Raw genomic sequence first — 20,378 nt, forward strand, 5'->3', positions numbered from 1 at the left:
ATCGAGGCATCCCGCCGGGGGTTTACTGCGAGGCGTGCGTCCGAAGCGCCGGCGGCCTGTTGCTGTCGGCTGTCGTCGCCATCCCAGCTACGGTCCCGTTTTCGACGCCCTCGACCCACGCCGGGGGCGTCACAGTCGTCTCGCCGACGCGGCCGTAGGTCCACTCGAAGCGCACCCAGTAGAACCCCTCGTCGGAGACGAGCGCGTAGGTCGCCGTCGCGTCGGCGACGAACCCCTGCTCGTCCACGTGAGCGACGAACTGGTAGTCCTGGACCGGTTCGACGCCGCCGATGGCCGGACGTTGACTCCCCTCGATTCGGTAGTACGTGACGTTCTCGTCGGTCACTTTCCCGGTCACGTTCGTCGCCCGCGTGTCGAGGTACTGGCGGACGAGCCCGCGGTTCAACCCCCGTGGCTCGAACTGCACCGGCGGCGCGGTGGTGTTGCCGTCGACCCGCCGGGTCCGCTCGACCCCGTCTTCGGTCTCGGCGACGTACCACGCGTCCCCGTCGTAGTAGACCGTCTCCAGTCGGGTCCGCTCGCGGCCCGACTCGACGGTTTCGGCGATAACGTACCGCTCTCCGGCGACGGCGATGTCGGTGTCGTACTGTCTCCGCGTCGAGTTCGGGCCCGCGCCCTCGGGTCGGTAGATGTCGACCCACAGCGTGTAGGACTCGTCGGCCAGCGCGCGCTCGTGGGCCGCGCTGAGAGCGGTCAGGTTCTCGATGCCGTCCGGCCCGACACCCGGTACGCGCTCCAACTCGCCGGGTTCGATGGGTTCGACCGGCCCGGGGCGCTGGCCGCTCCCGAGTCCCGGCGCGCCGGCGTTCCGCGGTTCCGACCCGGAGGCGGTCTCGGTCGCCGCGGTTTCCGACGGTTCCTCCGCCGCCGCGTCGTCGCGCTCGGGCGTGGCCGTCGGCGGTCCCGACTCACCGGCCCCGCCCGTCCCGACTCCGGCGGACTGCATCGACCCATCGAGCGGCGAGGGAACGAGGTCGAGGGCGACAGCCGCCCCGCTCACGACGGCGACGACGACGAAGAGCGCAGTGATTCCCCGGGCGGCGTCGCGGCCGACCGCGGCGGTTCGGTCCCCGAGCCGTCGGACCCTCCGCCGGGCGCGCATCCGGAGCGGCGGCCGGAGGTCGTCGAGCGACGCGCCGAACTGGCGGCGACAGACCGCATCGGCGTCCTGCCGGTCGATGGCGTACAGGAGTGCCTCGGCGATGTCACCGGCGTCGAGGTGTCTCACGCCGACCGTGTCTCGCTCGGCCGCCGCCGACGCTCTCGACCGACGGCCGAAGACGGGTCGAATCCGAACCGACCGGCCGCGGCGCTCGGCGCGGACGACCCCCGCCTCGACGCGCGTCTCGAAGCCGCGGGCGGCCCAGAGGTCGGAAACGAAGGCCAGTCGCGCCCGTGTCGGGAGGCGTTCGAGGCGGGCGACGACCGTCCGGTACCGGTCTGCTCGCTGGTCGGCGTTCATCTGGTGCTTCTCTAGATAGAGGGGGCCGACGGTGATAGGCACTTCTGCGGGTCCGGGGTTCGCGACGGTCTCCGCCGGTCGAGTTCCCGGCTCAGACGACCCCGTCGAGGAGCGATTCGAGGACGGGCGCGACGCCGAGCACGTCGAAGACGACGAGCAGGTAGTAGGCGCTGACGACGAGCATGACCGCGCCGGTGACGCGGTTGATGGCGGTGGTGTGTCGGGCGAACCACCGGGTCGCCCGTCGGCTGTACCGCTCCGAGACGAGGGCGAAGGCGAGAAGCGGCGCGCCGATGCCGAGGCCGAACGCGAGGAACCCGAGGAGGCTCTCGGCGGCGGTGTCGAACAGCACGGGGACGCGCGCGAAGAACAGGGCGATGAAGCCGGGGTTGCAGGGCAGGACGATTGCGCCGAAGAAAAAGCCGTAGGCGAACGCCGACAGCGCCGGGTGGCGCGTCTCCGGCGGCTCGACCGTGGGGAGCCGCGCGAACACCTTCGCGTCGAAGAGGAGCGCGAGGCTCACGACGAAGAGGACGCCGAAGGCCGCCGGCGAGACGACCTCGACGACCGCCGTGAGCGACAGTTCGAGGAGGAACGAGAACACGACGCCGACGACGAGCATGAACGATACCGCGCCGGCGGTGACGAGGCCGCCGAGGACGGCTATCGGGAGGCCACCGTCTCCGTCTCTGTCTCCGTCCTCACCCTCGCCTCCGTTCCCGTCGCCGCGGCCTCTCGAACCGCGTCCGTCGGCGGTCCCGCCGGCTGGTGACGGCGACTCCGCGTTCGCCCGCGAACTCTGCCGCGCGAGGTACGCGAGGAAGCCGGGATACAGCGGGAGGGCGCAGGCCGCGGTGAGCGGGGTGCCGACGCCGAGGACGAACAGTTCGAACAGCCGTGGCGCGAGGTCGGTCAGCACTCGTCGACCCGCTCGCGGAGGAACGCGGTCGTCTTGTGACCGTCCTTGAGCCGCGTCGCGCTCCCGTCGGGACAGAGCCGGACCATCGGCACAACCGGGGCGCTCGCCATCGACGAGCCGAACTCGGCGGTGAGGGTCTTCGTGACCGGTTCGGGCGAGACGGCGTAGCGCCAGTCGAAGCCGTGGTCCTCCGCGTGTTTCCTGACCTTCTCGGCGTCCTCGTTGGGGTCGATGTCGAGCGCGACCGTCAGCACGTCGTCGCCGACGGCCTCGTGAAACTCGACCAACTCGCGCTGTTGGCGCAGGCAGTTCGAACACCACACCGCGAACGTCTCCAGGAGAATCGGTCGGTCGAGGAGTCCCTCGATAGTGAACGTCTCGCCGGTGCGAACGTCAGTGAGTTCGGTCGTCCGCCACGCGCCCTCGTCGGTCGACGCTCCGGTCGACCCGTCCCCCGTCGTCGTCGCGTCACCCCCGGCGTCGACAGTTCCGCCGCCGCTTCCGCCGAGGCAACCAGCCAGCCCGACCGTTCCCGCCACGGCGCCCGCGCCCGCGAGCCGAAGGACGTCTCTCCGCGTCGGCGTTCCTTTCATATCGTTGTAGGGTCGCTATCGGAGCTTAATTCGGCCGCGTTGGGGCGCGGGTGACGCACAACCCCGAGGTCGCGCCGGGGCGCACGTCGGACGGGCCAGCCGCCGGTCTCCGGTCAGTCGCCCGCGCTCATCTTCCGGGCGTGCTGCGGGGGGAGCCGAAGTTCGTCGAGGCCGGGGAGGTGTTCGATGTTGTAGACGACCTGTAGGTCGTCGGTCACCGGGAGGCTGATACACGACAGCCGGACGCCCTGTTCCAGCATCTCCTCCGAGAGGATGTGGTTCGAGGGCATCTTCACGTCGCCTTCGACGACCGCCACCGCGCAGTTCGCGCAGGCACCGCCGCGACAGGCGAAGGGCCAACTGTGGCCCGCGTCCTCGGCGGCCTTCAGGAGGTTGGTCCGCGGCTCGACGAACACCTCGCCGTAGGCGTCGCCGTCGAGGCCGCTTTCGGCGGCCTTCTCGAAGAGGTCATCGTCGGCGAGCGACCAGCCGCGGTCGGTGAGCACGTCGTAGTCGAGGAACTCGACCCGCGCCCCGCGTCGTTCGGGTTCGGGTTCCGGGTCGGGCCCGGTATCGGAACCCGCGCCGCCGGTCCCGTCGCCCGTCTCGCCGTTTCGGGCGGTGCCGACGTCGTGCTGTCCGTTTCGGCTCGCCCCCTCGTCGGCCGGGCGACGGCCGTCCGTCTCGACGGGTTCGAGTTCGTCGCCGGGTTCATAGCCGGCTCGAATCGCCTCGTAGGCCGTCCGAACCGCCTGAAATTCCTCGGCCGACCCGCCGTGGTCGGGGTGGGCCGATTTCACCCGCCGACGGTACGCGTCGACGAGTTCGTCCTCGTCTGCGTCCGGGTCGATGCCGAGCGTCTCGAACGGGGAGTCCACATCGGGGCTAGTAGGAACTCGCGAGCATAAATCCACGGCCGCCGGCCGTCTCGTCGTGGTTTAGTCCTCGAATCGAGGCAAGGCCCCGACGACCGACGCGGCCGCGAGTCGCGGCGGTTTTGTAGCGGGCTTCGCTTCCTTCGGGTGTGAGACGCGGGATTCGGTTCGCCGTCGGCGCGGGGCTCGGTATCGGAGCGCTCGCGGCGTACCTCTGGTACGTCGGCCCGGAGGAGGTCGGTTCGCGCGTCGCGGCCGTCGCCCCGTGGGCCGTCGGCGTCGTCTGCGTTCTGATGCTCGCCGAGGCGACCGTCGACGGCCTCGGCGTCTGGGCGTCGGTTCGGCCCCTTCGCGGCGGGCTCTCGCCGCGGGCGAGCGTCCAGTTCGCGTTCGCCGGCGACTTCTTCGACGTGCTCAGCCCCGCCGGCCCGGTGAGTTCGGAGCCGATCATGGCGCAGTTCTTCGGCGTCGCGACCGAGACGAGCTACAGCGAGGCCCTCGGGGTCCGCGGCGTCGCCAAGTACGTCAAATCCGCCGCACAGCTCCTTCTCTCGGTCGCCGTCGTCGGCGTCCTCTTTCTCGACGCACCGACCCCGCGGTTCGTCCTCGTGACGCTGGCCGGCGCGGTCGTCGCGCTGTTCGTCGTCGGTGTCGCGCTCGTCTGGGCGCGAGACGCGCTCTCGGCGGTCGTCGTCGCGGTCCTGACCCCGGTCGTCCGCGCTGTCTCTGGACTCACCCGTGAGACGCCGCTCGGCCGCGACGCCGTCGCCGCCGCAGTCGAGCGGTTTTGGGAGCGCATCGTCCACTTCCGCGACGCGCCGGAACTCCTCGGCGTTATCGCGCTCAGCGGCGTCTTCGAGCAACTGCTCACGTCGCTCGCGCTCTGGGCCGCGCTCGCCGGGACCGGCACGAGCGTTGCGTTCCTCCCCATTGTCGCCGTCATCCCGCTCCCGCAGGCGGCGAGCGTCGTCCCCGTCCCGGGAAGTCTTGGGGCGTACGACGTGCTCCTCGCTGGCGCGCTTAGTCTCACGACGGGCGCTCCGGCCGCGGGGGCGGCCGCGGCGGTGCTCGTTGTGCGGACGTTCGAACTCCTCGTGTCGCTCGGGTGCGGCGGGGTCGCCACCGGGTTCCTGCGCGGCTTTCGGGCCTGAGACGGAGTCGAAAGAGCGCCCGTCGCGTCGGCGCGAGGGGACGAGACGAAAAACGAGTCAGTCGGCCGCGCGCTCGTGAATCGGGACGCTCGCCAGTCCGACCGCGTTCGATTTCGAGGAGACCGAAAGCGTCGCGTGCCAGCCTTCATCGGCCGGCGTGACGTGCAGGGAGACCGGCTTCCACGACTCCGCCCGGCGGTAGAGGTCGAGGACGACCGGTAACACCGGAAGCCGTCCCTCGCGCGCCGAGAGTGCGTACCGTTCGAGGGTCAATTCCGCGGACCTCGTCCCGGAGTCAGGACCGGGCCGCCACGACGAGCAGGTGTACGACCCGACGAGGTCGAGTCGCTCCATCTCCGCCAGCGTCGCCTCCAGCGCCCCGGCCGACTCGGGCCGCGACGAGAGGTTCGAGGCGGCGCGTTCGAGCACGTCCGCCTGCTCGGTCGACGTGAGGTGGACGTGGAGCGCCGTCGCCATGCTCTCCAACAGGCGCAGACAGAGGTCGTCCGCGCTGGACATCGTCTCCGCGAGGTCGAAGTACGCGTCCATCACCGCCGTCTCGACAGTCCGATGGTCGGCGTCCACGAGCGCCTCGAACACCGCCGCCGCGACCCGGTGGCAGAACTCGACCCGCTCGGAGCGCCCGACGCCGGCGCACTCGGGTCGGCCGTCCGCGTCGGTTCCGAGGTCGCAGGGCGGTTCGGGAAGACCGGGCGTCGCACCGGCGGTCGCCCATCCCTTTGCGGTCGCGTCCGCGCCGCCGAAGCCCGGAACGTCGTCGTGTTCCGAGACGATGAGGTCGTAGTACGGGACGTTCGGGTCGTACCGCCGGAGCGCGGAGCGGTACTGTCTCGCCGCGCGGGCGGCGGCCTCCGCAGTCGAACGGTCCTCGAACCGGAGCCCGTCCACCGGGACCGGCCGCTCTCCGGTCCGTCCGCAGACGAGTTCGTACGTCCCGTCGTCGCTCGCGAGCGATTCGATGTGAGTCCGAATCTGGGTGAGTGTCGTGCCGACCATAGTGTCTCTGTGTGTTGGTTCGCGGGCCGTCGCCGACGCCGCGGTCCGTTCGTCGTTCGCTCGACAGATTGTTTAGGCTAACCTAAAACGTGTTGGTTCGGCCGGTCGGAGGCCCCACGAGGACCGGCGGCTCTCGACTGTACGCTCGACCCGACGCTCGCTCGCGGCGACCCCGACCCGGTTACGACGCGTCGGGTGCCTCTTCGCCCGGCCTGTAGAACGTCCGGTGGAACATCTTGTACGAGTCGGTGATGGGGACGATGGTGTAGCTGTCGACCACGTCGCTGTCCTGCAGGAGTTCGCGGACGTAGCTGTTGATACTGCTCAAAGAGGACTGCCAGACGCGAATCAGCAGGTCGTACTCGCCGATGCACTCCGCGACCTCGTAGACCAGCCCCTCGTCGAGGAGCCGTTCGATGAACGCCGTAATTTCGTCGTTCGTGGAGCCCTTGTCGTACGAGATGTGGACCTCGGCGTAGGGGTAGTCGGCCGCCCGAAAGACCAACAGCGCGAAGATTTCCAGAATGCCGTCCTCTTGGAGCATCTTGCGGCGCCGCCGCGCGGCCGTCCGAGAGAGTCCGACGCGGTCGGCGAGCTCCGTGTCCGAGATTCGCCCGTCCTTGTTCAGTTCGCGGAAGATGAGATAGTCCTTCTTGTCCATCCGGTCTTCGAGAAGTTCGACAACGCGCGGGTCCTCTATCCACTCCTGCGAATCGGGCATTGCTATTCTCACGGTTATACCGCTTAGCTTCATATATATGAATGTTTCTTCAAAATCTCCGAATCGGATACAATGTGTGAACGAATCGTTTACTCTCAACGGCGCGGCCGACGACCGGAATCGCAGGCCGTCGGTGGAACGCGGATCTCTGTCCCCAAACACTTTTACTCCGCGTTCACGGAGGGTGTCGGCATGGTACGCGGAAAAATCAACCGAACGAACAAGGCCCTCGCCGATTGGGCTGATATCCTCACCGAGATCGACGAGGTTTCGGCGGAACTCGAAGATTCGGGCTGGGAGACGCTCGTTCTTCATCCGGGAGACGTCGCCACGACGGACGCGGCGGCGGCCGCCGACGCCGGGTTTCGGCTCCTCGTCCCGGATTCGGAGCTCAAAACGCTCTCCTCGACCGTTTCAGCACCTGACACGGCGTTCGACCAGTTCGAGGTCTACCGCGCCCGCGACACGAACGTTCGAATCTTCGTCGTCGTCGTGAAATCGGAAGAAACGATGCAAGCGGTCCTCTACCCCGTGTTTTACGACCCTGGAACCGACCGCTCGTTCGTCGAAACGCTTCGGACCGAACCCGAGATTCGGACGACGGTGAGCGACCTGGGGGACACCCGTCGTTGCTCGTTCCGACACACCGAACCCGCCTTGTTTCTCCCGGAATAACTGTTCGCGGCGGCGTCGATTCCGTCTCGTCCTCGGCCGCGCTCGCCGCGACGTCCCGTGATTGTCGCGCCGACTACTGTCCACTACTACCACTTTTGACTGTGCATATCTGTTCTTAGATAACTGAAGTAGAAGAGAATCAGCTTCTATTTCTTTCTATGGTGCGTATTCGTCCATATCTGTGTGTTCTCGGCCCTCTCTATAATTATTACAAAGTCATGATTAGATGAATCAACTTCTTTTATCGACGATATGTTTAATCACTAGGAAAGCTTTATACGAATAGGGTATCCACAACTCTCCATGCCAACCGGCAACATAGAACGCAGAAAACTCCTGAAACTCATGGGTGCGGGAGCGACGAGCGTCGCACTCGCGGGTTGTCAGGGGACCCAGCAGACCGAGACCACCGAGGGCAGTTCGGGTGGCGACTCGACGACGACCGAACAGACGAGCGACGGCGGAAGCGGCGCGAGCGGCGGTAACGACTTCCACTTCGTCGCCGGGCAGGTCTTCGGGACGCTCGACCCCGCAGAGCAGGTCGACTACACGCAGGGGCTCGCGGCGCAGAACCTCTACGACGAACTCATCACGGTCGACGCCGAGACGCTCCAGCCGACGGCGCACATCGCCGAGAGCTGGGACACCGAAGACGAGGGGAAGACGTGGGTGTTCACCGTCCGCGACGACGTGACGTTCTCCGACGGCACGCCGCTGACCGCCGACGACGTGGCGTACTCGCTCACCCGGATGCTGGAGCTCCAGCGCGGGTACTCGTCGTTCTGGCTCGACTACCTCGACCCCTCGAACATCACCGTCCGCGACGAGCAGACGGTCGCCTTCGAGTTCAATCAGGCGTACGGCCCGGCGCTGGCGACGTTCGTCCAGTTCTACATCGTCAACAGTACCGTCGTCCAGGAAAACGAGACCGACGGCGACTACGGCAACGCCTACCTCCAGAACAACTCCGCCGGCTCCGGCGCGTACGTCCTCGACAACTGGGAGCAGGGCAACTCCATCGAGGCGTCGGCCTACGAGGACTACTGGAAGGGCTGGAGCGAGGACAGTTTCGACACGTTCCGCTCGACGGTCATCACCGAGGAGTCCACCATCAAGACGACGATGCAGCAGGGCGAAGGCGACATGACCGACCAGTACATGGGCACGCAGGCGTACGCCGAGATGGACTCGTACTCCAACGTCCGCGTCCCCGAGGTGCCGCAGCTGCAGTTGTTCCACTTCCCGCTGAACTGCCAGAAGGCACCGACCGACGACATCAACGTCCGGAAGGCCATCGCCTACGCGTTCGACTATGACAGCGCCGTCAACGACATCATCGGCGGCGGCGGCGTCGCGGCCGGGCCGGTCCCCCGGGAGATGGCGGGCCACAACGGCGACCTCGTCCCGATGGAACAGGACCTCGACAAGGCCAAGGAGTTCCTCGACAAGGCGGACTACTCCGTCGACGAAATCAACGAAATCGGCCTCGAACACGTCGTCGTCGCCGGGACCGAACTCCAGCGCCAGATGGGGCTTCTCAACCAGGCCGGGCTGAGCGAACTCGGAATCGACCTCGAAATCAACCCGCTGCAGTGGGCCCGCCTCACCGACCGCGCGACGAGCGCCGAGTCGACCGCCCACATGACGAACATCTTCCACACGGCGAAGATGCCGTCGCCGGACAGCCACACCTACCTGATGTACCACCCCTCCTCGTTCGGGTCGTACATCTCCCAGTCGTGGTACTCCACCGACGAAATCGCGGCCACCCTCGAAGAGGCGCGCCAGACCTCCGACCTCCAGTCGCGACTGGAGACATACGAGGAGGCGCAGGCGCTCATCGTCGAGGGCATGCCGAGCGTCTACATCGCCAACCCGCCGTACCGCATCGGCATCAACGAGAACGTCGAGGGCTGGCAGTACCGCGGCGTGATGTCGTTCGACTGGGACGTCCACTCCATGACTCGCAGCGGCGAGGGCCGGGCGAAGTAGTCACCCGACGACTTTCGACGCCCCGATTCGGGCCGTCTTTCCAACTCACCAATGTCATACGTAGATTACCTCGTTCGGCGCGCAATCCACTCGGTCCCCGTCATCTTCGGGCTGTCAGTGCTCATCTTCCTGATATCCCGTGTGATTCCGGGCGACCCCGTTCGGTTGGCGCTCGGACCGGAAGCAACGCAACAGCAAGTCGCGGCGCTGCGGGCCGAGATGGGCCTCGACCAGCCGCTGCCGATGCAGTACGCTGACTGGCTGTTCGGCGTCGTGCAGGGCGACTGGGGAATGTCGCTTCGGACGAACAACAACGTCTTTTCGGACATCGTCGCCCGCCTGCCCGCGACGCTCGAACTGACCGTCGTCACGCTGTTTTTCGCCGTGCTACTGGCGATTCCGTTCGGCGTCGTCGCCGGAACCAACAAGGACCGCTGGCAGGACCACCTCTCGCGTATCACCGCCCTGTTCGGCGTGTCGATGCCGCGGTTTTGGGTCGCAATCGTCCTGCAAATCGTCTTCGTCGTCAGCCTCGGACTGTTGCCCCTCTCGGGGCGGCTCAGCGACGGCGTCGCTCCCCCGCCGGCGGTCACGCACCTGTATCTGGTCGACAGCCTCATCGCCGGCCAGTTCGGGACGTTCCTCGACGCGGCCACGCACCTCCTGTTGCCGACCGTCGCGCTCGGCCTCGCCACGCTGGCACAGGTGATGCGGCTCATCCGCTCGGACATGATCGACGAGCAGCGCAAGGACTACGTCCTCGCCGCCCGGGCCTACGGCCTTCCGAACGCCCTCATCGAATACAAGTACATGCTACAAAACGCCTTTACGAGTTCACTCACGGTGGTCGGCCTCGCGTTCGGCTTCCTCCTCGGGAACGCGTTCCTCGTGGAAATCGTCTTCGCGTGGCCGGGGATGGCGCGCTACGGCGTCCAGGCCATCCTCTATCAGGACTTCAACGCCATCGTCGGCGTCACCATCGTGGTCGGTATCGGCTTCGTGACCGCCAACTTCGTGGTCGACCTGCTGTACGGCTACCTCGACCCGCGGGTGCGGCTGGAGGAGGGATAGCCGTGTCTACGAAGACCTCGCTCCCGTTTTTCGATACCGAGAGCGCCGCCCGAAAAGAGCGGATTCGACAGCTCAAACGCGGCTTTCGGACCTTCGCGGGCAACAAGCTCTCGCTCGTCGGACTGGCGATGATTCTGACGCTCGTCGTCGCGGCGCTCCTCGCGCCGTACATCGCGCCGTTCCCCGAACACGCCGGTGCGGGCGTCTACTTCGACCAGGCGAGCGAGCCACCGAGCGCGACGCACCTGATGGGCACCGACACGACCGGCCGCGACATCTTCAGCCGCGTCCTGTTCGGGGCGCGCTTGTCGCTCCTGATGAGCGGCATCGTCCTCTCGATCGCCATCTCCATCGGCGTGACGCTCGGGCTCATCGCGGGCTACCTCGGCGGGACGACGAACACCGTCATCATGCGAGTGACGGACATCTTCCTCGCCATTCCGCCCACGCTCCTCGCCATGGCGGTGGTCGCCGCGACCGGCGCGTCGCTGTTCAACGTCATGGTCGCCATCGCCTTCTCGTGGTGGTCGTGGTACGCCCGCCTGGTGCAGGGCGAGGTGCTCTCGATAAAGGAAGACGAGTTCATCGAGTCGAGTCGGGCGCTCGGGTCGGGGTGGGTGCGGACGACGTTCAAAGAGATTCTCCCGAACGTCGTCAGCCCCATCACGGTCAAGGCGACCCTCGACATGGGCTTCGTCATCCTCGTCGGCGCGGGCCTGTCGTTCCTCGGCCTCGGCGCGCAGCCGCCGACGCCGACGTGGGGCGCGATGATTGCACAGGGCCGCAACTACGTCACGAGCTTCTGGTGGATAGCCGTGTTCCCCGGGCTGGCGATTTCGTTCGCCGTCCTCGGGTTCAACTTCATCGGCGACGGCCTGCGCGACGTGCTCGACGTGGAGGTGGACTGAGATGGCCGACCCCATCTTGGAGGTCAAGAACCTCCACGTCCACTTCGAGACCCACGACGGGACGGCCGAAGTGATAAACGGCATCGACTTCAGCATCGACCGCGGCGAGACCGCGGCGCTCGTCGGCGAGACGGGCTGCGGCAAGAGCGTCACCGTGAAATCCATCATGGGACTGCTCCCCTCGGCGACCATCCCCGAAGGCGAGATTCGCTACAAGGGCGAAGACGTGCTTTCCCTCTCCGACGCCGAGCGCCACTCGCGGCGCGGCAAGGAGATGAGCATGATAATGCAGGACCCGATGACGAGTCTCAACCCCGTCTTGACGGTCGGCGAGCAGATGATGGACGTGCTGAAGTGGCAGGGGCGACCGCGCCTGTCGTTGTCGAAGCTCGTCCGCGACACGCTGTCGACCGGCGCGAAGGCCGAACACAGAACGCGGGCCATCGAGATGCTCGGCGAGGTCGAAATTTCGGCCCCCGAGCGCGTCTTCGAGAGCTACCCGGTCGAACTCTCCGGGGGGATGCGCCAGCGCGTCCTCATCGCCATCGCGCTCCTGTCGGAGCCGGACCTGCTCATCGCCGACGAACCGGGCACCGCCCTCGACGTGACGACCGAGGCGAAGGTGCTCGACCTCCTCGACGAACTCGTCGAGGAACGCGACACGAGCGTCCTCTACATCACCCACGACCTCGGGGTCGCCCGCGAGGTCAGCGACCGAATCAACGTGATGTACGCGGGCGAAATCGTCGAGCAAGCGCCGACCGCCGACCTGTTTGCGAACCCCCAGCACCCCTACACCCGCGGGCTGTTGGAGAGCATCCCGACGCTCTCGACCGGCATCGGCGACGGCATCGAGGGGCACCTGCCCGACTACACGAACCCGCCGGCCGGCTGTCGGTTCGCCGACCGCTGTCCGCACGCGGAGGCGGCCTGCCACGAGGCGTACCCGTACCCGCGGCAGACCGGTCCCGACCACGCGACCGCGTGTCACCTGTTCGACGGGCTCCCGGCCCGCGAGCGTCACGAATCGCTCGCCACCGACCCGGTCAACATCGGCACTGCGCCGTGGCTGACCGGCGGCGACGCTCCCGGCGACATCTCCGCCGACGGGGGGACGGACCAATGAACGACTCAGCGTACACGACCGAACCGACGGCGGCGGCACAGCCCGACCGGGACCTCGACGACCCGATGGTCTCGGTCGAGAACCTCAAGAAACACTTCCCGCTGTTCGAGGGCATCTTCCAGAAGAAGGCGGGGGAAGTCCGCGCCGTCGACGGCGTGAGTTTCTCCATCGCGGAGGGCGAGACGTTCGGCCTCGTCGGCGAATCGGGCTCCGGCAAGACGACGACCGGCCGGTCGATGCTCCGCCTGACGGAGCCGACCAGCGGGCGGGTCGAAATCGACGGCCAGAACGTCGTCGACCTCTCCGACGGCGAGCTCAAGCGGTTCCGCCGGAACATGCAAATCGTCCACCAGGACCCGGCGTCGAGCCTCAACCCGCGACACCGCGTCAAGTCGATTATCGAGGCCCCCCTGAAGATTCACGACTACGGCGACTCCGAGGCCCGACTCGAACGGGTCGAGGAACTGCTGGACATGGTGGACCTCCCGCGGGAGTTCATGTACCGCTACCCCGGACAGCTCTCGGGCGGCCAGAAACAGCGCGTCGGCATCGCCCGCGCCGTGGCGCTCAACCCGAAGTTCGTCGTCCTCGACGAGCCGACGAGCGCCCTCGACGTGAGCGTGCAGGCCCGAATCATCAACATCCTCGAGGAGATACAGGAGGAGTTCGGCATCACCTACCTGTTCATCACCCACGACCTCTCGCTCCTGAAGAACGTCGCCGACCGCATCGGCGTCATGTACCTCGGTCGGCTCGTCGAGGTCGGCGACGTGGACTCGGTGTTCGGGTCGCCGCAACACCCCTACAGCCGGGCGCTCCTCTCCGCCATCTCGACCATCAGCGAGGAGGACGAACTGGCGAAGCCCGACCGAATCACGCTCGACGGCGAGGTGCCGGACCCGCGGGAGAAGCCGAGCGGCTGTGCCTTCCGCTCGCGCTGCGCCCACGAGTTCGACGCCTGCGCGGTCGAGGAGCCCGAACTGTACGAGCGCGGCCCGGACCAGGTCGCCCGGTGTTTCCTCCACGACGACCGGTTCGAGGAGGGCGCGGAGTGGGAATGACCGCAGAGCGCGCGGCGCGCCTCGCCGCCCTCCGGCGGGCGCGACGGAACCGCCCGTGGACCGATGAACTCCTCCGATCGTGCGCGTCGGACCCGGCGGCGTTCAAGGCCGCCCAGCCGGCGTGTTCGGCCTGCGACCGGCCGTGCCGCGACGACGAGGTCTGCGCCACGGCGGTGGCGAAGTCCGACGGGCTGTTCGAATCGATGGGTCGCGACCAGACGTATCACCTGCTCGCGGCGGGCATGAAGCGGCTCCGGGCGCGGGGGACCGCGACGCTTCGCAACGCCGACAAACAGCGGCCGAACGCCTTCCTCAGCGTGACGGCCGACGACGCAGACGCCCCCGAGGAACCCCAATGACGACAGACGACACGCGGACACAGACGGACGGAACGCAGAGCGCGCCAAGAGACGACGCACAGCCCGCGCCGACGGACGGGCCCGCGCCGACGGACGGCGAGCGGACGATAACGGCGGAATGGGTCGAAGACGTCGCGGTCGGCGGCGCGGTCCTCGGCGGCGGGGGCGGCGGCTCGCTGGCCAAAGGTATCGAGTTCGGCGAACTCGCCGTGGAGTACGGGCGGCCGACAATCGTCTCGGTCGCCGACCTCGACCCGACGGACGTGGTGTTGACCGTCAGCGGCGTGGGCGCGCCCGCCGCGACCGACAGCCACGTCGACCCCGCGGACTACGTGCGCGCGGTGGAACTGTTGGTGGACAGACTCGCGGCCGACGGGACGACCGTCGGCGCGCTGATGACGAACGAGATGGGCGGGTTCGCCACGGTGAACGGGCTGCTCCAGTCCGCCGTGACGGGCCTCCCGCTCGTCGATGCCGCCTGCAACGGGCGGGCGCATCCGACCGGGCCGATGGGCTCTATCGGGCTGTCGCAGGACTCCGAGTCGGTGCAGGCGGCGGTCGGCGGCGTGCCGGGCACCGCGGCCCGACTGGAGACGGTCGTCGAGGCCGAACTCGGCACGGCGGCGTCGCTCGTCCGGCACGCGGCCGAAGACGCCGGGGGCCTCGTTGCGGTCGCCCGCAACCCGGTTCCCGCGAGCTACGCCGAGGCGAACGCGGCGCTCGACACGTACGACCAGGCCGAAGCGGTCGGTCGCGCGGTCAGGCTCGCTGACGACGGCCGCGACGCCGCCGAACGCGTCGCCGACGCCGTCGGCGGCGAGGTCTCGCTCGTCGGTCCCGTCGAGTCGTTCGCACTCGAAACGACCGGCGGCTTCGACGTGGGCGAGGTCGAAATCGAGGGGCGCGAACTCACCTTCTGGAACGAGTACATGACGCTCGAACTCGACGGCGAGCGCCTCGCGACGTTTCCGGACCTCATCACGACGCTCGATGCCGAGTCGGGGATGCCCGTCTCGACGGCGGAACTCGCGGAGGGCCGGTCGGTTGCGGTCGTCGTCGCGCCCGCGGCGAACCTCTCTTTGGGCGCGGGGATGGCCGACCCGGCGCTCTTCGACCCGGTGGAACAGGCGGTCGGAAAAGCGGTCAAATCACACGTATTCAACTAACCCAACTCATGTTCGACAAGATTCAGCAAGCCTACGACATCCTCAGCCGTCCCGACGCGGACGGCGAACTGGTACGCGACGCACTCGAAACGTACGGTCTCGACACGGAAGTGACGACCATCTCGACCGACGAGGGGTCGACCGACTTCGTCAAGACGGTCGTCCCCGGGGCCGACCGGGACGCGCCGACGCTCGGCGTCATCGGTCGCCTCGGCGGGGTCGCCGCCCGGCCGGCCGAACTCGGCCCGGTCTCCGACGCCGACGGGGCCATCGTGGCCCTCGCGGTCGCGCTCCACCTCGGCGAGATGCGCGCCCGCGGCGACGTGCTCGCCGGTGACGTTCGCATCGCCACGCACGTCTGTCCCGACGCGCCGACCTCCCCCCACGACCCGGTGCCGTTCATGGGCAGTCCGGTCGATACGAGCACCATGAACGAACACGAGGTGGACGAGGAGATGGACGCCGTCGTCTCCGTCGACGCCACGAAGGGCAACCGCGTCCACTGCGAGCGCGGCTTCGCCATCACGCCGACCGTCAAGGAGGGGTGGGTGCTGAAGGTGAGCGACAGCCTCCTCGACATCCAAGAGCGGTCGACCGGCCGCCCACCGAGCACGCTCACGCTCACGATGCAGGACATCACCCCCTACGGCAACGACGTGCACCACATCAACAGCATCCTCCAGCCGGCGACGGCGACCGACGCGCCCGTCGTGGGCGTGGCGACGACGAGCGTCTCGCCCGTCCCCGGCTGCGGGACCGGCGCGAACTACCTCACCGACCTGCTCGACGCGACCGGGTTCGTCGTCGAGACGGCCAAGGACTTCACCCGCGGCCGCGCGTCGTTCTACGACGAGACCGAGTACGACCGACTCACGTCGCTGTACGGCTCGATGGGCCGCCTCCAGACGCTCGGCGAGGGCGTCTGAGATGTCGACGCTCGGACTCGTGACCATCGGACAGGCACCCCGGAGCGACGTGACGCCCGACATCGCGGCGGCTCTCCCGCCCGAGGTGGACATCGTCGAGGTCGGCGCGCTCGACCAATTCGACTCGGCGGCCGAGGTCGAAGCGGCGGTCGGCCCGCAAGAGGGAGAGCCGGTGTACGTCTCCCGGCTCGCCGACGGGACGCCCGTCACCGTCGACCGCGAGTCGGTCGTCGAACTCCTCCGCGAACGTATCCGCGCCCTCGAATCGGAGGTCACGGCCATCGGCGTCCTCTGTACGGGCCACTTCCCGCCGTTCGACGCCGGCGTGCCCGTCTTCGAGCCGAGCGACCTGCTTTCTGCGTGGGTCTCGACCATCCTCGACGGCGGGACCCTCGGCGTCATCATGCCCAAGGAGGAACAGGAGGCCATGACGTTCGAGAAGTGGGCCGACTACGACCTCGTCACCGCCGCGGGGTCGCCGTACGCCGACGAGGACGAGGTGTCCGCGGCCGCCGCCGAAATCGGCACCGACGCCGACCTCATCGTGATGGACTGCATGGGCTACACGCCCGAAATGAAAGCGACCGTCCGCGAGATTACGGACACGAGCGTCCTGCTCGGGCGGTCGGTGCTGGCGAAGACCGCCGAGGAGGTGCTCTGACGTGGCCGACCACCGCGCCGTGGCGAAGCGACTCCTCGCCGAGAATATGAACGCCCATCCCGGGGAGACGCTCCTCGTCGTGACCGACACCGACACGAACCACATCGGGCGGGCGCTGTTCGATGCGGGGGTCGAACTCGGGCTGGAGTCCGGCCTGTTCGAGATTCCGCCGATGGAGCGAAACGGGATGGAGCCGCCCGGGTCGGTCGCCCGCGCGATGGAGTCGGCCGACATCGTGGTCTGTCCGACCAGCGCGTCGCTGACGCACACGCGGGCGCGGGAGGCCGCGACCGAGGCCGGCGCTCGCGTCGCCACGATGCCCGGCATCACGGACCAGATGTTCGGAGAGGGCGCGATTACGGCCGACTACGAGGAGGTCGAGCGCCTGACGGCGGCGCTCACGGAGAAGCTCACCGCGGCCGACGAGGCCCGCATCGAGGCCGACGGCGCGTCGGCGACGATGTCGCTTTCGGGCCGCGACGGCATCCCGAGCGACGGCATCATCGCCGAACCCGGCGACTCCGGCAACCTCCCGTCCGGCGAGAGCTACATCGCGCCGGTCGAGGGAACGGCGACCGGCACGCTCGTCTTCGACGGCGGCCTCGCGGGCGTCGGCGTCCTCGACGAGCCGCTGACGGTCGAACTCGACGAGGGGCGCATCACGGCCGTCGAGGGCGCGGCCGCCGACGAGTTCCTCGACGCGACGAGCGGCGACGACTGCGCCCGGCGAGTGTGCGAACTCGGCCTCGGGACGAACCCGGCGGCGAGCATCATCGGGACCGTCCTCGAAGACGAGAAGGTGTACGGAACCTGCCACGTCGCCTTCGGCGACAACCTCGGCTTCGGCGGGACCATCGACTGCGACTCGCACCTCGACGGCGTCATCCTCGAACCGACGGTCTCGCTCGACGGCGAGGTCGTCGTCGCCGACGGCGAGGTGCTCGTGTGAGCGACCGCACGCCCGCAGGCGGTGACCGCGCCGGCACGGACCGCACGAATCGCACAGACCGGCCCGCGCTCGCCGCGGCGGTCGCCGACGTGCCGGACCTCGCCCCGTGGCTGGCGCGTCGCGCGACGGTCCGCCAGTTCGACACCGACGCCGAAATCCCCGACGACGAGGTCCGCGCGATGGTCGACGCCGGGCGGAAGGCCCCGACCAGCGGAACGACCCAGATGTACAGCTTCGTCTGGATACGCGACCCCGACCGCCGCGAGCGGATTCACGAGCTGTGTAGCCGCGGCACCGTGCAGGTCGAGGAGGCGAGCCACTTCCTCCTCGTCTGCATCGACCTCCGCCGGATTCGACTGCTGTTGGAGCACCGCGACCGCGAGTTCCGGACGGCGCCCGCGATGGGGCTGCTGGAGGGAGCGATAGACGCCTCGCTGGCCGCGATGGGCGTGATGCTGGCCGCAGAAAGCCGCGGTTACGGCGTCTGTCCCATCGGCAACATCCTGAACAACCTCACCGAGGTCGCCGCGACGACCGGCCTCCCCGCGGGCGTCCTGCCAATTTTCGGGCTCTGTCTCGGCGTCCCGCGCCACGGCGAGGCGACCGAGCACGCCCCGCGGGTCCCGCTCGACGCGGTCCTCCACGAGGGCGGCTACCGCGACGCCACCGACGACCAACTCGACGCCTGCTACGACGCGATGAACGAGATGTACGGCGACAGCGTCTACGGCGACGACCGCCGCGAGTGGCAGGAGACGCTCGAACGCTACTGGGGACCGACCGGCTTCATGAACCGCCGCGAGGGCGAACTGCTCGACGCGCTCCGCCAGCAGGGGTTCTTCGAGGCCCGCGGTATCGACGAACCGGCGGATACAGACCCCCGCCGGGACGCCGACCGGAACACCGGAGGAACCGCCTGATGGTCGAACTCGGCGTCCTCCGCGTGCTCACGCTCGACGACCCCGAGGAAGTCGCCCTCCACGGACGGCTCATCGAACGGCACTACCCGCACGTCTCGACGCTGTCGCGGTGTATCCCCGCCCACCCCGACGGGATTCCGAACGCGGCCGCCGAGGCCGACGCCCTCCCGCACATCGAGGCGCTCGGCCGCGAGATGGCGACCGAGGTCGACGCGCTCTGCGTCAGCTGCGCGCTCGACCCCGGCGTGGAGGCGCTCGGCGACGCGCTCGACGTCCCGGTCGTCGGCGCGGGCGCGAGCGTGGCCGCCGTCGCGTCCGCCCGCGGCGAGCGCGTCGGGACGCTCGGCCTCGAAAACGGGGCCGGGTCGAGCATCCGACATCTGCTCGGCGACCGGCTCGCGGCCGAGGAGGTCGTCGAGGGCGCGGCGACGACGAACTACCTCACGACCGACGAGGGTCGGGCGGCGATTCGTGCGGCGGTCGACCGCCTCGTCGACGCCGGCTGCGACGTCGTCGCGCCGAGCTGTACCGGCATCTCCTCTTCGGGCGCGATTCCCGACGTGCGGGCCGACGTTCCGATACCCATCGTCGACCCTGTCGTGGCGATGGGCGCGGTGGCGACGACCGCGGTCGCGCCGCCGCGTCCACTACGGCAGTAGGTTGCCGGACCCGCCCCGATGGCATTCCGCGCCGCTCGCGCCGCGCTCGGGGCGACTCGCGCGAGCGTTTTTCTCGACAGTCGTCGGCCGATTGTAACGGGTCGCAGTAAGGAGTCCCAGGCTTCGAAGGCTTCTATCCCCGTGTTTCGAGTCGCCCACGGCTCCGGAGCCGTCCGCCTCAGTCGGCGGGGTCAGCGTTTTCGAGCCGCCACGTGAATATCGCACGGAGCACCGCGACGAGGCTGTTCGTCTCGCCCACACCCCAAATCGCCGTCTCCGAGCGAGGGTCGGACGGAGTCGCGTCCCTGCCGTTGACGAGCACGCTCGCGAGCGTTTGATTCCCGTCGACCATCATGAGGCGTCCCGCGGGCGTGTCCGACCACATCCAGAGCGTGTCGAACAGCTCCGCGTCGGGGATTTCGTCGCGAATCATCCCCTGAACGTCCGGCGAGATTCCCGCCACCCGAATCGAGACGCCCCGGCGTGCCGCCTCCCCCAGCGCCTCGACGATGTCCTCGGTAAGCAGTCCCTCGACGGTCATGTAGACGATTTCGTCCTCCGCGCCGCCGATAAATTCGAGGACACGGTCCGTGACGGCAGGCTGGCCTTCAACCGTCCAGACGCCACGCTGTTCCTGCTTGCGCTGGGTAGTTCCGAGTTCCTGAAGCGCCGTCGTCAGAAGGGAGGTCCGCTGTCTCATCTCCTGTTCGAACTTCTGGCACGTCGTCTCCGCGGATACCACCCAGAACTTCTTCGGTGAGGACTGTTGGATGTCGACGAGTCCCCGCTCGCGTAACTCGTCGACCGCGTCGTACACCCGAGTTCGTGGGACTTCGGAGACCTTGCTAATCTCCGTTGCCGTGCCGGTACCGAGGCTGGTGAGTGCGACGAAGGTCCGTGCGGCGTACGTGCTGAGGCCGAGTTGTTTCAATTGTTCGATTGCGACAGAACGGAAGTCGTCGCCCGAATCAGTACTCATAATGGGTGCCTCGATGTCTGCGAAACTCAGCCACGACGAGTGGCTGAGGCGGCACGTGTCAGTTGTGGTTGGGACACAGTACTCCACTGTGTGCCGCAGTCGCGATTCGTCCCGGCGCCGTATAGTTGTTTGTGATTATCTGAGTGAATTCATTACGTGTCGATTAT

General features: G+C 68.0%; 21 protein-coding genes. 14 read left to right on the top strand and 7 right to left on the bottom strand.

Annotation, left to right across the window (positions count from 1 at the left end):
* Positions 1–22: 22 nt before the first annotated feature.
* From BN984_RS00095 to fer, 4 genes are all read right to left on the bottom strand, one after another.
* Positions 23–1,525, bottom strand: coding sequence for a hypothetical protein (locus BN984_RS00095; RefSeq protein ID WP_244877433.1), 1,503 nt, complete (start codon positions 1,523–1,525; stop codon positions 23–25).
* Positions 1,526–1,574: 49 nt separating this feature from the next.
* Positions 1,575–2,402: a hypothetical protein gene (locus tag BN984_RS00100; protein WP_008096680.1), complete on the bottom strand. Its 828-nt coding sequence runs from the start codon at positions 2,400–2,402 to the stop codon at positions 1,575–1,577.
* The gene (locus BN984_RS00105; protein WP_049967368.1) at positions 2,396–2,995 is read right to left on the bottom strand and encodes a TlpA family protein disulfide reductase; all 600 of its coding nucleotides are present in this window, start codon (positions 2,993–2,995) and stop codon (positions 2,396–2,398) included. Before BN984_RS00105 ends, BN984_RS00100 begins: the two co-directional genes overlap by 7 nt.
* A 113-nt stretch (positions 2,996–3,108) precedes the next feature.
* Positions 3,109–3,873 (bottom strand): ferredoxin Fer, encoded by a 765-nt coding sequence (gene fer, locus BN984_RS00110; RefSeq protein WP_049967369.1) that lies wholly within the window; start codon positions 3,871–3,873, stop codon positions 3,109–3,111.
* Between the two features lie 146 nt (positions 3,874–4,019).
* Between fer and BN984_RS00115 the strand changes: the two genes are divergently transcribed.
* Positions 4,020–5,021 carry a lysylphosphatidylglycerol synthase transmembrane domain-containing protein gene (locus BN984_RS00115; protein WP_049967370.1) on the top strand — a complete coding sequence of 334 codons (1,002 nt, stop codon included), beginning with the start codon at positions 4,020–4,022 and terminating at the stop codon, positions 5,019–5,021.
* 57 nt (positions 5,022–5,078) lie between these two features.
* On the opposite strand, the gene BN984_RS00120 is transcribed toward BN984_RS00115, so the two are convergent.
* Together BN984_RS00120 and BN984_RS00125 are read right to left on the bottom strand one after the other, a co-directional pair.
* The gene (locus tag BN984_RS00120; RefSeq protein ID WP_008096672.1) at positions 5,079–6,038 is read right to left on the bottom strand and encodes a DUF7551 domain-containing protein; all 960 of its coding nucleotides are present in this window, start codon (positions 6,036–6,038) and stop codon (positions 5,079–5,081) included.
* Between the two features lie 181 nt (positions 6,039–6,219).
* A complete protein-coding gene (locus BN984_RS00125) occupies positions 6,220–6,759 on the bottom strand; it encodes an Lrp/AsnC family transcriptional regulator (RefSeq protein WP_004976509.1) in 540 nt (179 codons plus the stop codon).
* Positions 6,760–6,951: 192 nt separating this feature from the next.
* Here BN984_RS00125 and BN984_RS00130 point away from each other — a divergent pair, with 192 nt between their 5' ends.
* From BN984_RS00130 to BN984_RS00190, 13 genes are all read left to right on the top strand, one after another.
* Positions 6,952–7,434 carry a DUF7529 family protein gene (locus tag BN984_RS00130; protein ID WP_049967371.1) on the top strand — a complete coding sequence of 161 codons (483 nt, stop codon included), beginning with the start codon at positions 6,952–6,954 and terminating at the stop codon, positions 7,432–7,434.
* A 303-nt stretch (positions 7,435–7,737) separates the two neighbouring features.
* Complete coding sequence (locus tag BN984_RS00135; protein ID WP_008096668.1) at positions 7,738–9,426, top strand: ABC transporter substrate-binding protein; 1,689 nt, start codon at positions 7,738–7,740, stop codon at positions 9,424–9,426.
* A gap of 51 nt (positions 9,427–9,477) precedes the next feature.
* A complete protein-coding gene (locus tag BN984_RS00140) occupies positions 9,478–10,497 on the top strand; it encodes an ABC transporter permease (protein WP_008096667.1) in 1,020 nt (339 codons plus the stop codon).
* 2 nt (positions 10,498–10,499) lie between these two features.
* Positions 10,500–11,405 carry an ABC transporter permease gene (locus tag BN984_RS00145; RefSeq protein WP_004976505.1) on the top strand — a complete coding sequence of 302 codons (906 nt, stop codon included), beginning with the start codon at positions 10,500–10,502 and terminating at the stop codon, positions 11,403–11,405.
* Position 11,406: 1 nt separating this feature from the next.
* The gene (locus BN984_RS00150; RefSeq protein WP_049967372.1) at positions 11,407–12,531 is read left to right on the top strand and encodes an ABC transporter ATP-binding protein; all 1,125 of its coding nucleotides are present in this window, start codon (positions 11,407–11,409) and stop codon (positions 12,529–12,531) included.
* Positions 12,528–13,592, top strand: coding sequence for an ABC transporter ATP-binding protein (locus tag BN984_RS00155; protein WP_008096661.1), 1,065 nt, complete (start codon positions 12,528–12,530; stop codon positions 13,590–13,592). Before BN984_RS00150 ends, BN984_RS00155 begins: the two co-directional genes overlap by 4 nt.
* Positions 13,589–13,951, top strand: a complete 363-nt coding sequence (locus BN984_RS00160) for a hypothetical protein (RefSeq protein WP_008096659.1) — start codon at positions 13,589–13,591, stop codon at positions 13,949–13,951. Before BN984_RS00155 ends, BN984_RS00160 begins: the two co-directional genes overlap by 4 nt.
* Complete coding sequence (locus BN984_RS00165) at positions 13,948–15,117, top strand: DUF917 domain-containing protein (protein WP_049967373.1); 1,170 nt, start codon at positions 13,948–13,950, stop codon at positions 15,115–15,117. Before BN984_RS00160 ends, BN984_RS00165 begins: the two co-directional genes overlap by 4 nt.
* Positions 15,118–15,125: 8 nt before the next feature.
* On the top strand, positions 15,126–16,043 hold the full coding sequence (locus BN984_RS00170; RefSeq protein ID WP_049967374.1) for a DUF1177 domain-containing protein: 918 nt from the start codon (positions 15,126–15,128) through the stop codon (positions 16,041–16,043).
* A gap of 1 nt (position 16,044) precedes the next feature.
* Positions 16,045–16,704: an AroM family protein gene (locus BN984_RS00175; protein WP_008096656.1), complete on the top strand. Its 660-nt coding sequence runs from the start codon at positions 16,045–16,047 to the stop codon at positions 16,702–16,704.
* Between the two features lies 1 nt (position 16,705).
* On the top strand, positions 16,706–17,653 hold the full coding sequence (locus BN984_RS00180) for an aminopeptidase (protein WP_008096655.1): 948 nt from the start codon (positions 16,706–16,708) through the stop codon (positions 17,651–17,653).
* On the top strand, positions 17,650–18,573 hold the full coding sequence (locus BN984_RS00185; RefSeq protein WP_049967375.1) for a nitroreductase family protein: 924 nt from the start codon (positions 17,650–17,652) through the stop codon (positions 18,571–18,573). The genes BN984_RS00180 and BN984_RS00185 overlap by 4 nt, the downstream gene beginning before the upstream one ends.
* Positions 18,573–19,232, top strand: a complete 660-nt coding sequence (locus BN984_RS00190) for an aspartate/glutamate racemase family protein (RefSeq protein WP_008096653.1) — start codon at positions 18,573–18,575, stop codon at positions 19,230–19,232. Before BN984_RS00185 ends, BN984_RS00190 begins: the two co-directional genes overlap by 1 nt.
* A 178-nt stretch (positions 19,233–19,410) precedes the next feature.
* Here BN984_RS00190 and BN984_RS00195 read toward each other — a convergent pair whose 3' ends face one another.
* A complete protein-coding gene (locus BN984_RS00195; RefSeq protein ID WP_008096652.1) occupies positions 19,411–20,211 on the bottom strand; it encodes a TrmB family transcriptional regulator in 801 nt (266 codons plus the stop codon).
* Positions 20,212–20,378 lie beyond the last annotated feature (167 nt).

The organism is Haloferax prahovense, assembly GCF_000723845.1.
GTDB classification, from domain to species: domain Archaea; phylum Halobacteriota; class Halobacteria; order Halobacteriales; family Haloferacaceae; genus Haloferax; species Haloferax prahovense.